This window comes from Lunatimonas sp. (assembly GCF_020832325.1).
Taxonomy (GTDB): domain Bacteria; phylum Bacteroidota; class Bacteroidia; order Cytophagales; family Cyclobacteriaceae; genus Lunatimonas.
This window is the reverse complement of sequence record NZ_JAFIEU010000033.1, coordinates 15490-28010: the sequence shown is the minus strand read 5'-3', so window position 1 is coordinate 28010 and position 12521 is coordinate 15490. Positions and strand designations below refer to the sequence as shown.

11 protein-coding genes and 1 tRNA gene are annotated in these 12521 nt (G+C 47.7%); 6 read left to right on the top strand and 6 right to left on the bottom strand.

Annotated features, from left to right (window positions below; genetic code table 11):
- Positions 1-307: 307 nt before the first annotated feature.
- The 4 genes from JJU34_RS12505 to JJU34_RS12490 all read right to left on the bottom strand — a co-directional run bounded on the left by JJU34_RS12505 (position 308) and on the right by JJU34_RS12490 (position 3831).
- Positions 308-1048, bottom strand: a complete 741-nt coding sequence (locus JJU34_RS12505) for a DUF1080 domain-containing protein (protein WP_228692713.1) — start codon at positions 1046-1048, stop codon at positions 308-310.
- A 98-nt stretch (positions 1049-1146) separates the two neighbouring features.
- Positions 1147-1572 (bottom strand): c-type cytochrome, encoded by a 426-nt coding sequence (locus tag JJU34_RS12500; RefSeq protein WP_228692712.1) that lies wholly within the window; start codon positions 1570-1572, stop codon positions 1147-1149.
- A 21-nt stretch (positions 1573-1593) separates the two neighbouring features.
- Positions 1594-2649 carry a sugar phosphate isomerase/epimerase gene (locus JJU34_RS12495; RefSeq protein WP_228692711.1) on the bottom strand — a complete coding sequence of 352 codons (1056 nt, stop codon included), beginning with the start codon at positions 2647-2649 and terminating at the stop codon, positions 1594-1596.
- A gap of 15 nt (positions 2650-2664) precedes the next feature.
- Positions 2665-3831 carry a Gfo/Idh/MocA family oxidoreductase gene (locus JJU34_RS12490; protein ID WP_228692710.1) on the bottom strand — a complete coding sequence of 389 codons (1167 nt, stop codon included), beginning with the start codon at positions 3829-3831 and terminating at the stop codon, positions 2665-2667.
- 270 nt (positions 3832-4101) lie between these two features.
- Here JJU34_RS12490 and JJU34_RS12485 point away from each other — a divergent pair, with 270 nt between their 5' ends.
- The 5 genes from JJU34_RS12485 (at position 4102) to JJU34_RS12465 (ending at position 9334) form a co-directional block, all read left to right on the top strand.
- On the top strand, positions 4102-5382 hold the full coding sequence (locus JJU34_RS12485) for a nucleoside permease (protein ID WP_228692709.1): 1281 nt from the start codon (positions 4102-4104) through the stop codon (positions 5380-5382).
- A 121-nt stretch (positions 5383-5503) separates the two neighbouring features.
- Positions 5504-7183, top strand: coding sequence for a GMC family oxidoreductase (locus JJU34_RS12480; protein WP_228692708.1), 1680 nt, complete (start codon positions 5504-5506; stop codon positions 7181-7183).
- 18 nt (positions 7184-7201) lie between these two features.
- Positions 7202-7771, top strand: coding sequence for a gluconate 2-dehydrogenase subunit 3 family protein (locus JJU34_RS12475; RefSeq protein WP_228692707.1), 570 nt, complete (start codon positions 7202-7204; stop codon positions 7769-7771).
- Positions 7772-7921: 150 nt separating this feature from the next.
- A complete protein-coding gene (locus JJU34_RS12470) occupies positions 7922-8602 on the top strand; it encodes a hypothetical protein (RefSeq protein ID WP_228692706.1) in 681 nt (226 codons plus the stop codon).
- Between the two features lie 99 nt (positions 8603-8701).
- Positions 8702-9334, top strand: coding sequence for an LON peptidase substrate-binding domain-containing protein (locus JJU34_RS12465; protein ID WP_228692705.1), 633 nt, complete (start codon positions 8702-8704; stop codon positions 9332-9334).
- Here the strand turns inward: JJU34_RS12465 and JJU34_RS12460 are convergent.
- Entirely contained in the window at positions 9323-10045 is a 723-nt protein-coding gene (locus tag JJU34_RS12460) for an SH3 domain-containing protein (protein WP_228692704.1), read from the bottom strand. The genes JJU34_RS12465 and JJU34_RS12460 overlap by 12 nt on opposite strands.
- Before the next feature lie 85 nt (positions 10046-10130).
- On the opposite strand from JJU34_RS12460, the gene JJU34_RS12455 reads away from it, so the two are divergent.
- A tRNA-Lys gene (locus JJU34_RS12455) sits at positions 10131-10203 on the top strand.
- A 113-nt stretch (positions 10204-10316) separates the two neighbouring features.
- Here the strand turns inward: JJU34_RS12455 and JJU34_RS12450 are convergent.
- A complete protein-coding gene (locus tag JJU34_RS12450) occupies positions 10317-12308 on the bottom strand; it encodes an SMP-30/gluconolactonase/LRE family protein (RefSeq protein WP_228692703.1) in 1992 nt (663 codons plus the stop codon).
- Positions 12309-12521 lie beyond the last annotated feature (213 nt).

The window sequence follows — 12521 nt, the reverse complement described above, 5'->3', positions numbered from 1 at the left end:
TACAGCTAACTGTTAAGGTACAAACCAGAAACAGACCAGCTAAAATTTTTATACTTCGATTCAACATACTATTCTTTGTCGATTCAAAATAATACAACTACCTGTAATGTAGTGATTATTAACAAATTACTCAATAAAACTTACCATTTTGTACACATAATGCATTTTAATTGAAACGAACAAAATATTATCAGCAATTTAAGTTAAATCAAATGCGAAAACCCATTTCCGGGATCCATCAGTCACCGCTTGGGCAAAAAAAAAACCGCTCCACAAAGAACGGTCTTCAAATGCTGCAACGGTGCGTTTACAGTCTTTTGATCTGTATGTTTCTAAACCAGATATCGTCGCCGTGATCTTGGAAGGAGATTGCACCCTCTTTGAACCTGGCAAAGTCAGGCATATCCTTGAACTTGCTGTTGGCAACCATCTCGTCCCAAGCCTCGGTCCACAGCGTAGTCTTCACGGTTTGTACACCGTTAAGAAAAAACTCCAGCTCCCCGTCCTTTAGCACGATCTCGGTTAGGTTCCACTCTCCTACTGGCTTGACAGGCTCCACATCGGAAGCAATCAGGTCGTAGAGGTTCGCCGTTCGGTGAGTGACGATCTGTCCATCCCGGTGTCCGTCATTGTCCAGCAACTGATATTCCGGACCAGTATGGTAAGTGGCTCCATACTCCCCGTTATCCTTCACCAGGAACATGATGCCGCTGTTACCGTTTTCGGAGATCTTCCACTCCACCTTCAGGTGAAAGTCTGAAAATGTTTCCTTGGTTACCAGGTCGCCACCGGTTAGGTCTTCCTCCCGCTTGCGTTGTCCCTGAAAATACAGCGTCCCGTCCTGAATGGTCCAAGCCTCCCCCGGGGCATCCTTTCCAAACCCCTTAAAGTTGTCCAGAGAGGTGCCGTCAAAAAGAGTAATCCATTCACTGCCTTCCGTAGCAGAAAGTTTGGGCGCATTTGCTTGACTGTCTCCGGCCTTTTCGGATCCTCCGCAGGAGGCAAAAGCAAGTCCTGCGGCTGCGAATAATAAATGATAGTGTTTCATGTTTATATAATTATTAGGGTAGGTATAAAAACGAAAAAAAGAACCCCGCCTCCGCAAACAGCAGGAAACGGGATTCTCTCTAAGCTTACAGGACCTGATTATTTTTTAAGCAACAAGACGTACTTAACCATCAGTTCAGCGTCTTCCCTTGAAAGCGCTGGGTGGGCTGGCATGGGAATTTCTCCCCAAACACCCACGTTGCCATTGATAACATGGCTCGCTAGGAGCGCCACATTAGCATCAGTGAGTTCATACTTCTCGGATACGTCCCCGTAAGAGGGCCCTACGATCTTACGATCTACCATGTGGCAGCTCGGACAGTCATTTTGCTTAACCAGCGCCAATCCGGCAGCAAAGTCCGGGTTATCCTTGTGTCGTTCCTCCGGGCTCACTTCCTGCGGGGCAGGAGCCGAGGTAGCAGGAGCGGAAGAGGTTGTCTCTGTTTTGGAGCCCGAACCACCGCAAGATGTAGCCAAAATTGCCGCTGTAACCACAGCCAAGCTTAAGGTTTTATTTAACTTCATTTTAATTGGTTGTATTTGATTTTAACTGATTCCTAATATTTTTCGGTTGAAGTTCTCATCCGCACCGGTAGAAGCAAAATCATCGAAGGTCTTTTCCGTCACGCGGATGATCTTCTCACTGATAAACTTGGCACCTTCGATCGCTCCGTTCTCAGGATGCTTCAGCGCGCATTCCCATTCCAAGACCGCCCATCCATCAAAATCATACTGGGAGAGCTTGCTGAAAATACCATTGAAATCCACCTGCCCATCACCGAGCGAACGGAACCTACCGGCACGTTCCACCCATCCAGAGTAGCCCCCATACACACCCTGACGGCCCGTTGGATTGAACTCGGCGTCCTTTACATGGAACATTTTGATTCTATCGTGGTAAATATCGATAAAATCCAGGTAATTCAAGCACTGCAAGACAAAATGGCTTGGATCGTACAGGATATTTGCCCGCTTGTGGTTATTCACTTTTTCCAAAAACTTCTCAAAGGTCACCCCATCGTGCAGGTCTTCACCTGGATGCAGTTCGTAACAAACATCCACACCGTACTTGTCAAACTCATCCAATATGGGCAACCATCTCTTTGCCAGTTCCTCAAATCCGGTATCTACCAATCCGGTAGGTCGTTGAGGCCACGGGTATACGGTGTGCCACATCAGCGCCCCGCTAAACGTGGCGTGGGTCTTCAGACCAAAGTTGTGCGAAGCTTTTGCTGCCCACCTAAGCTGCTGCGTAGCCCATTCAGACTTTCCTTTTAAGTCGCCCGCCAATTCCTTGGGTGCGAAGGCATCAAACATTTCGTTGTAGGCCGGATGAACCGCCACAAGCTGCCCCTGCAAGTGGGTAGAAAAATCGGAAATCTCTAATCCAGCCTCTTTTACCACTGCTTTGATTTCGTTGACATAATCCATGTCTTCGGCCGCGCGCTGAAGGTCTATAAGCCGTGCGTCCCAGGTGGGGATTTGTACCGCCTTGTAGCCTATGCTGGCAGCCCACGTGGTGATGTTTTTTAGGTTATTGAATGGGGCTTTGTCGTCTGCGAATTGAGCTAAAAACAACGCAGGTCCTTTAATGGTTTTCATAGCGTTTCAGTTATTTTAAAGTTCAAAGTTAGTCCATTTTTGTTCACTTTTGGCACTTTTCACTACATGTTCTACAAAGGCCATGCCTCGCAGACCATCCTCCGCGCCGGGGAAATCCAGCCATTCGGGTTTGGGTGTTTCACCGTTTCGCTTGGCATATAACGTCCTGGCGAAGTTCCTGTACAGGTTGGCAAAAGCCTCCAGGTATCCCTCCGGATGTCCGCCTGGTGTACGCAGGTTTTCCATGGCCCAAGAGGATAGGTAAGGAATATTGCCTCCTGTCCGGTAGATCTGAGCAGGGGCCTCCGGATGCCGTACGATTAGCGTATTGGCATTGTCCTGCTCCCACTCCAAACCCGCCTTCTCTCCAAACACCCTGATTTTTATATTGTTTTCAGAGCCAGTAGCTATTTGCGTGGCCATCAGGACCCCGGATGCTCCGTTGTCGTATTTGAGCAGAACCGACCCGTCGTCATCCAAGGTACGGCCTGCAACAACTATGTTCAGATCCGCGCAGATTTTTGTGGTTTTCAGACCACTCACATACTCGGCGAGGTTAAAAGCGTGGGTACCAATATCCCCCATGCAGTTGGCAATACCGCTTTGCTTGGGATCTGTGCGCCACTTAGCCTGTTTGTAGTCGGTATTTTCCAGATCTGTCCATAGCCATCCCTGCGGATACTCCACGTACACTTTGCGAATTTTACCAAGTACGCCGGATTTGATCAGGTGCCTGGCTTCCTTTACCATGGGATAGCCCGTATAGGTATGGGTAAGGCAAAAAAGCATTCCAGTCTCTTCGATGGTCTTGGCGAGCTCCTTAGCCTCCGAGTAAGTGAACGTCATGGGTTTGTCCAGCACCACGTGAAAACCGTTTTTCAAGGCCTTAACCGCTGGATCGAAATGTACGTGATTCGGAGTCACTATGGCCACAAAGTCAATGCGCTCCTCTTCGGGAAGCTGCTTTTCCTTTTCGAACATCTCATCGTAGGAACCATACACTCGGTGGGAAGGCAAAAAAAGCTCTTTGCCGGTTTGCTGGGACTTTTCAGCGCTGCTGCTAAAAGCTCCCGCCGCTAATTCTATCAAACCGTCCATAGCCGCCGAAATGCGGTGCACTGCACCGATGAAAGACCCGGGGCCTCCACCGATCATACCCATTTTAAGTTTTTTGTCGCTCATTCTTTTGATCTTTGGTTTATTGGTTTCTGAACTTTAAGAAATTATTTTACAAATCTTTTTATATTACGTCGGGGATTGGATGAAATAACGGCTAAAACCCACTGCATGTGCCATTCTAAAACGATCGAGGTAAAGGGCGCACGCAAAACTGCCACTTTCATCGAGTCCTAAATTTACATTAAAATGGTCAAATTATAAATTTATTATCCATTACTTTCCCCGTGACCCGTTTGGATGGTGCGGGCAAGTCAGCTAACCTAGACGCATTGTATGACCTCTTCTATTAGAATCAAATTATCCCTCATGATGTTTTTGGAGTTTTTCGTGTGGGGCTCTTGGTTTGTCACGTTAGGCACCTTTCTGGGCAACAACCTCAGTGCCAGCGGCACCCAACTCGCGGCTGCCTTTTCCACCCAGTCCTTTGGTGCCATCATCGCACCCTTTATCATTGGGCTGATAGCGGACCGCTACTTTAATGCAGAAAAAATCCTGGGCGTACTCCATCTATTCGGCGCAGTACTGATGTTTCTCATGTTCCGCGCAGAAAGTTTTGCGGGATTTTACCCCTTTGTTTTTCTCTACATGTTGATCTATATGCCTACCCTGGCCCTTGTTAATTCGGTCTCCTTTAACCAGATGAAAGACCCTGCCAAAGAATTTAGCACCATCCGTGTATGGGGTACCATTGGATGGATTTCCGCCGGACTCCTTATCAGCTACTTCTTCCTATGGGACAGCCCCGGAGCCATCGGAGACGGTATGCTGCGCAATACGTTCTTGATGTCTTCAATATCTTCAGTGGTATTGGGTTTGTTTTGTTTTAGCCTTCCAAACACACCCCCGCAGGCAGCGGTGGCTGGCAAGCGCTCCATTTCCGAAATCCTGGGGCTAGATGCGCTCACCTTGTTGAAAAATAGAGATTTCGCGATTTTCTTCATTTCTTCTGTACTGATCTGTATCCCACTGGCATTTTATTACCAGAATGCCAACCCCTTCCTTTCGGAAGTGGGCTTACCCAATCCCACCGGCATGATGACCATCGGTCAGGTGTCTGAGGTATTGTTCCTTCTTTTGATGCCCTTATTCTTCCGTAAGTTTGGGCTGAAGACCACGCTGATCGTGGGAATGCTCGCTTGGGTGGTGCGCTACATCTTCTTTGCGTATGGCGACGCTGGCACAGGTACCTACCTACTGATTATCGGAATCGCACTTCATGGAATTTGCTACGATTTCTTCTTTGTTTCCGGACAGATTTACACGGACTCCAAGGCGGGTCCGAGGTACAAAAGCGCTGCACAAGGTCTCATCACACTGGCCACCTACGGGATTGGGATGTTGATAGGCTTTTGGATTGCCGGGATCGTTTCAGACGCCTACGCACATGCCAACGGACATGACTGGAAGTACATTTGGCTGATCCCTTCTGCCATTGCATTGGGAGTCACCATCTTATTTATCGTATTCTTCAAAGACCGGGACTTTGAAAAGGCTTCGGCAGACCGCAAAGCCGAAAGAAACATTGAAATAAAAAACAAGTTAAGTATGAAGTAGATGCTTGAAGCAACTTAATTACTGGAAAATACCGATAATCTCTTCGCATTTTTGCGGTAAAGGTATTTTATAAATATGTTTGTTGTCTTCAACAACGAAAACCTAAAATAAAAAAAGTTATATGGCGAATCAAAGTTATGATGCGATTGTCGTTGGCTCCGGCATAAGTGGCGGCTGGGCGGCAAAAGAGCTGACTGAAAAAGGATTAAAAGTACTTCTGTTGGAAAGAGGCCCTATGGTAGAGCATGTCAAAGACTATAAGACAGCTACCCTGAGCCCTTGGGAGGTGCCTCATCGGGGGAGAAGAACCGTCGAAATGCTGGAAAACCACCCAAATCTCCGACGAGATTATGTATTGAACGAGCTGAACCTGGACTGGTGGGCACACGAAGCAGATTCCCCGTATATAGAAAAAAAGCCATTTACCTGGTTTAGGGGATACCAAGTGGGCGGAAGGTCGCTACTTTGGGGCCGTCAGAGTTACCGCTGGGCGGATGAGGATTTTGAGGCTAACCTAAAGCAAGGTATTGCAGTAGATTGGCCCATCCGGTATAAGGACTTGGCACCTTGGTACAGTTATGTGGAAAAATTTGCCGGCATCGCCGGAAACAAAGACAACCTTCCTATCCTCCCTGACGGAGACTTCATGCCTCCCTTCCCGCTAAACTGCGTGGAAGAGGATGTGGCCAAGCGCATAAAAGACAAATTCAACGGGAACCGTGCCATGGTGCATGCCCGTGTCGCTAATATCACGCAGCCGCTGCCAGGTAGGCCTGGATGTCAGTACCGAAACAAATGCTCCTTAGGGTGTCCGTTTGGTGGATACTTCAGCACGCAGTCCTCTACCCTTCCAGCAGCCGAAGCGACGGGAAACCTAACATTGCGCCCTTGGTCCATCGTAAACCGGTTGGTTTATGACAAGGATACCAAGCGGGCTACCGGTGTAGAGATCGTAGACGGAGAGACCAACGAGGTCATCGAGTTTGATGCAAAAATCATCTTCCTATGTGCTTCTGCTCTTAACTCTGCCTCTATCCTAATGCGTTCTGCGACGGATGTATGGCCGGAAGGATTGGGCAGCAGCTCGGGAGAGTTGGGTCACAATGTGATGGACCACCACTTCCGCTTGGGAGCCAATGGACTCATCGAAGGCTACGATGACAAGTACTACTATGGACGACGACCCGGCGGGTTCTATATACCCAGATACCGTAACCTAGGTGGCGAAAAACGCGACTACGTGCGTGGCTTCGGTTATCAGGGCGGAGCGAGCCGTAGCGGATGGAGCAGAAATGTAGCCGAGCTACAATTTGGCGCACCACTGAAAAACGAACTGACCGAACCGGGACCATGGTCTATCGGCATGACAGCTTTTGGGGAAATCCTCCCTTACCACGAAAACACCGTGAAGCTGAGCAAAACCGAAAAAGACAAATGGGGCATGTATGTGCTCGAGATGGACGCAGAAATCAAGGAAAATGAAAAGAAAATGCGGGTGGACATGATGAACGATGCGGCAGAAATGCTGGAAGCTGCCGGCGTGAAAAATATCACCACGTACGACAACGGATACACTTTCGGACAGGGCATCCACGAAATGGGCACGGCCCGGATGGGCAGAGATCCCAAGACCTCTGTGCTAAACGGAAACAATCAGGTATGGGACGCTAAAAACGTCTTCGTCACAGACGGTGCAGCGATGACTTCAGCGGCAGCACAGAACCCCTCGCTTACCTACATGGCGATGACAGCGAGGGCTGCAAATTTTGCTGTAGAAGAACTCAAGAAAAGAAATTTGTAATCATTTAACGAAACGTACATGAGCAAGATAAATAGAAGAGACGCGCTCAAAAGCGTGGTGCTGATGATGGGAGGAACCATGGTCGGGGCCAACGTGATCTTGACCGGTTGTGCTCCTGAGGATAAAATCGAAGGCCTGGATTTTTCCAGCGCAGACCTCGCTTATATGGATGAAATCGGTGAAGCCATCATCCCCACTACGGACACGCCGGGGGCAAAAGCCGCCGGGATAGGGACTTTTATGGCCATGATGGTCAAAGACACCTACGACAAAGAACAGCAAGAGACGTTTATCAACGGCCTGAACAGTCTAAAGAGGGATTTCAAAGCAGATGTGGGCAAGGACTTTATGAAGGCAACTGTGGACGAACGTACCGCTTATCTCAATGAGCTCAACCGAAAAGCCATCGAGGAATTCAACAGCGGCAACAAGACCCCAGCCTACATCGGTATGCTGAAAGACCTCACGGTATTGGGTTATTTCACCTCTGAAATCGGTGCTACTCAAGCCTTGCGCTATGTGGAAACACCGGGTAAATACGACCCCTGCATGGACTACAAAAAAGGTGACCGAGCATGGGCAACCTAATTAGGATACCACTTGGATGACCCGAAAGCGGGATGAAATATGGCATTTCATCCCGCTTTTTCAACTACTGTTTACCGTTCATGGAGATGTTTTTGGATTTTTACGAGGAGTTTTGTATCATTAAAAAACAAACAAACCGCTAATAAGCCAATGAAATTACTCCTAACGCTCCTTCTATCAGTCACTTCTCTTTGGACCACGGTCACCCCCCCATCCGCTGATATCTTTTTGCGGACAGAGAAAGAGCCCGTTACCAATTTTGAGGACTTCGCTGTAAATAAAGAAATCCCAGATGAAATCAGGGACATCACCTTGGAGGCACTCTCCTTCTTCCCTGACTTGATGGATGTCAAAATTGATTTTCAGTTTAAACCCAATATCAACGGTTCGGTCATGCAGGCACAGCCGAAGGTATTTTCCGTGATTTTCAACAACAAGGATACCCGCGCATATAGGGTAAAAGTGAGCCGACACCTCGTTTTTGAAGATGGTTTTTTACCCATCGAGGAACTCCCAAGAGATGTACTATTGGGCTGGATAGGCCACGAACTGGGCCATATCATGGATTACCTGGACAGAAGTTCTACCAACCTGCTCCATTTCGGAGCCAAATACTTTTGCTCACCCAAATTTGTAACTCAAGCAGAAATCAACGCAGACACCTATGCCGTAGCAGCAGGGCTAGGCAATCAGATCATTACTCACAAACAGTATGTACTAAACCACGACATGCTGTCTGAGGAATATAAGGAAAAAATCAGAAGGCTCTACTTGTCTCCCTCCCAAATCATGACGATGATTGACGAAGACGACTACGAGCAGGTCAACTAGACAAATGTTTCTAGCCGAAAACCAAACCTTCCCCATGATTTTTGGGTATTAAACTAAGGGTTAGCTGAAAGGCTACGTTACCCTGAAATGACCCTTATCATGCCAAATATTCTGCCTTTTTTCCCGTTAAAATTAGTGGCTTTTCCCGGAGAAAAGCTAAACCTCCACATCTTTGAGCCCCGTTACAAACAGTTAATCGGTGACTGTCTCTTGCATGGCACCACCTTTGGGGTATGTGTTTACCTGGAAAAACTCACGATGTACGGCACGGAAGTCGGCATACTCGATATCTCAAAGACCTACGAAGACGGACGGATGGACATCAAAACGCTGGGCATAAAACCTTTTCGGATTCTCAGTTTCAACAATCCTCTAGCGGATAAACTATATGCAGGGGGAGAAGTTGAATTTTTAGCCGACGACCCTACAGGAGATGCCGAACAATCCCTACGCGATGAATTTACCGAACTGATGGGAGATATGCTGCGCATGCTTGGCTTAGAGGTGGACATAAGCAAGGAAGAACTGAGTGCGTACACCTTTTCCCATAAGATTGGGCTTAGCTTAGAAGAAGAGTTTAAGCTGCTGCTGATGAACAGCGAGGCCGCTCGTCTACGATTCCTAGTGCAGCACTTAAAAAAAGCCCTACCAATCTTGATTAAGATGGAAGATGCCAAACGTAAAATTCAAATGAACGGGCATTTCAAATACCTAGATCCCTTAAATTTTTGATAGGTTGTCCTTTCGTATGTAGGCTTTTCGATTGTTCCAGTTTACTTCGTACCAAATATCCACAGAAGAGGCAATTTTCACCCGATGCCCCACATCCACTTTACGAACTAAATTACCCGCAGCCGTGGGACTGTCCATAATCAACGTAGGACTACCGGTCACGATGGCCGTTTCAGGTGCATTTAGGAAATTGTTGCTAATAAGGCCCAAACTTAGACAAACAATCGCAGGCGCATAAAAAACTTTTCGCTTCTTGGGGTATGCGATTGCAAAGATGAGCATCAACAACGCAAAAAAGGTGAAAAACGCTGTGAGCTCCATCTTTACATCCAACAAGAACTTCATGAACTTTTCCTGATCGGACACTTCGTACCCGTATAGCGTCGTTTGACTGGTCAGCGATTTGATCTTGGTGATGACTTTTGGGTTTGGGTTGTAGTCGTAGTACTTGGAGAGATACGTGGTTGACTTGGCAAAATCCCCCATACCTTCCGAGATAAAGGCCATTTTCAGGAGCATTGCCGGAGAGTAACTGCCCTCCTCCTTTAGCAGGTGCTCGTAAATCACCAAAGCTTCCTTGTACTGTCTTCCAGCAAACAGCGAATCTGCTTTGCCAAGCGAAACCTCAGAAGCTTGACTTACAAAGGCATACAACAGACACAGAAAAAACACACCAATTTTTGCAATAATCCCTCGTTGTATATTTGGCATTTTAAAACAGTTCTATTAAATTTGCAGTCCAATTACGGGGGCAAAGAAATGAAAAGATCTCTAACCCGTGGCAAATATAGTAAATGATTCCGTAGCTCAGCTGGTAGAGCATAACACTTTTAATGTTAGGGTCCTGGGTTCGAGCCCCAGCGGGATCACATAAATAGAGAAGAACTGTTCAATCGAGCAGTTCTTTTTTGTTATACCATAACTGCCCAAAGGGCGAGAAGTTTATCCCGATGAACGTAGCTAAGCGAAACCTCCTGTTGAATTAGTCCAGTCGAAGAGACCAAAGGTCCGTTTTACGTCTAAAAAACAACGTACCACCCCGGTCTTGCACTAAGAGGCCAGCATTGTCTACCAACTTAGTGTAGGTCATAGAAACAGGATCTACCTTAAACAGCTCGCTCACATCCGTTCCATACACGTTACCGTCCTTATGCAACACCAAGAATGCACTTCGCCATACATGGCTGCCAAAGGGAGGATAGTCATAGAGCTGTTGCACCGATACGACCTCTCGGGCTTTCGGATCAAAGATAAACAAATGCCCATCTCCCATTCCCCAGATCGTTCCGTCCGGCATGCCTAGAAATCCCGTCAATGCTGCTGCTCCAGGCACGGGTGTTAGTTCAAAAAGCTTTTCACCGGATTCGGGATCCCAACCAAGCAACTTGGCCTCAGGAGTTTGGGGAGCTATCCCCAGACCTCCCGAAATGGTAGTACCCACGAGCACATAGTCTCCGGTATAAACCAGTCCGGAAATCGCCTGTTTTTCCACAGGTGAATCAAACAAATGCATCGTTTCTGTCCTCAGATCAAAACGAACCAGCGAACCACCCAGCTTCCCATATTCCGGTATGGTGCCAAACACGACCTGTTTCCTATCGGGTAGCACTGCATGGGCGAACGCCCTGCTCTGATTTTCAATTTGTCCAATAAAGGTCGGGGTTCCTTCCACCAGGTTCCAAGGATCCTTGGTGTGGTATTTATAAAATCGTCCCTTGGGATAGATCCCAAAAAAGATCCAATCATCCAGCACAGACATGCCCTCCGTTTGTTCCATTCCCGGCAAAAAGGTTGACTTTCGGGTTGCTGGATCAAACGCTGCATTACCTCCTGCCAGGTATCCTCCTGACCAGATCTTTCCGTCAGGCCCCAATTGCAGGGAATGGATAGGTATGGGCTGCCTTGGAACCTCCAGCTTTTGCCTGTCCAAGACCTTCTCTATGGGGTCGTAGGTAATCAGGTCTGCGTCCGAAGTCAGCAGGTAAATCAGGCCATCTGCACTATAGTAAAAAGCTTTTGCCGTTCCAATGTCCTCCGCCACCACTTCCGCGTGTTCAAAACTTCCATTGGGATCAAAGCGCTTCAGGTTCCCATTTTCCGTAAGAAATACCGATTCCCCTTCTGGTGATCCAGCAAGAGCCCACATATCGATATCTGCTATTTCCTGTTCAAAAAGGCCAGTTTTTAAATTGTATACCAAGGTGATACTACCGTTGTTTAATAGAACAAAAAGCCGGTCATTGCCATCCGAACCAGGAACGATCTCAAGTCCATAGACAAACTCAAATCCAGCATACTTCTCCGGCAAAAGTGTCCGTTTCTGCCCCGTTTGGGGGTCTATCTCAAACAAATGGGCCTTTGAGCCTACACCTGCGTACACCATTCCCGTTTTGGGGTAAAAAGCCAGGCTGCGGACGTAGTTCTCATTTTCCACTAACGGGCCCCTTGCCACATCGGAGAAACCGTCATCAGGGTGGTATCTAAACACCCTACAGCCTGGATACGTAGCCCCAAATACCTCTCCATTCTTACCGGCAGTGAGATTCCACAGGTAGGTCTCCCCCTCCAAGGCGATGCCCAGATCTGTAACCTCATGTGAACCGGGAACATGCGCAAAGAGGCTTCCATTTGCCCCTGGAGCATACAGGGTACCGTCAGTAGCCTGTGCCAAATCCCAAGCTCCGTCTGCTTCCGGAAGTGGCTGATCCAACACCAGCTGCCCTGTCTGCACATCGTAGCCCAACAGGTGGGCAGGCTCACCCCTTACGACAGTATAGACCAACAGCCTCTTATCCGATGCCTCGGCGAACACACTCCCCTGAATCATCGAGGCAAACAACTGTGGCCCGTGATTAGTAAATCGGGTGGTGTCAAGTTGGGCCATCAGATTGCTCCAACAGGAAAGAACAACTAGCAATGCGGTCAGTCCCTTTTGAAAGGTAACATACAGGTGGGGAAGAACTTTATCCATCATACTGATTGGCGGTATCAAACATCGCTCTGAAGACAATTGTATAAGCGTTCAACCTCTATGAACGGGAAACTCAAGAATCGGTGGCACTCGAAACTGAAAAAAATTTCGTCGGGCTCCAATTTCCAAAGCATGCACCAAGCAGTACTCTTTATCAAATGCAATACCCGTGCATGGCTTCTTTACGTAACTTTACCGATACTACTCAACTGTAAG

Bases quoted from the DNA above. Each gene is read 5' to 3' on its own strand.
- JJU34_RS12505 (WP_228692713.1), bottom strand. From the start codon at position 1,048: ATGAAACACTATCATTTATTATTCGCAGCCGCAGGACTTGCTTTTGCC.
- JJU34_RS12500 (WP_228692712.1), bottom strand. From the start codon at position 1,572: ATGAAGTTAAATAAAACCTTAAGCTTGGCTGTGGTTACAGCGGCAATT.
- JJU34_RS12495 (WP_228692711.1), bottom strand. From the start codon at position 2,649: ATGAAAACCATTAAAGGACCTGCGTTGTTTTTAGCTCAATTCGCAGAC.
- JJU34_RS12490 (WP_228692710.1), bottom strand. From the start codon at position 3,831: ATGAGCGACAAAAAACTTAAAATGGGTATGATCGGTGGAGGCCCCGGG.
- JJU34_RS12485 (WP_228692709.1), top strand. From the start codon at position 4,102: ATGACCTCTTCTATTAGAATCAAATTATCCCTCATGATGTTTTTGGAG.
- JJU34_RS12480 (WP_228692708.1), top strand. From the start codon at position 5,504: ATGGCGAATCAAAGTTATGATGCGATTGTCGTTGGCTCCGGCATAAGT.
- JJU34_RS12475 (WP_228692707.1), top strand. From the start codon at position 7,202: ATGAGCAAGATAAATAGAAGAGACGCGCTCAAAAGCGTGGTGCTGATG.
- JJU34_RS12470 (WP_228692706.1), top strand. From the start codon at position 7,922: ATGAAATTACTCCTAACGCTCCTTCTATCAGTCACTTCTCTTTGGACC.
- JJU34_RS12465 (WP_228692705.1), top strand. From the start codon at position 8,702: ATGCCAAATATTCTGCCTTTTTTCCCGTTAAAATTAGTGGCTTTTCCC.
- JJU34_RS12460 (WP_228692704.1), bottom strand. From the start codon at position 10,045: ATGCCAAATATACAACGAGGGATTATTGCAAAAATTGGTGTGTTTTTT.
- JJU34_RS12450 (WP_228692703.1), bottom strand. From the start codon at position 12,308: ATGATGGATAAAGTTCTTCCCCACCTGTATGTTACCTTTCAAAAGGGA.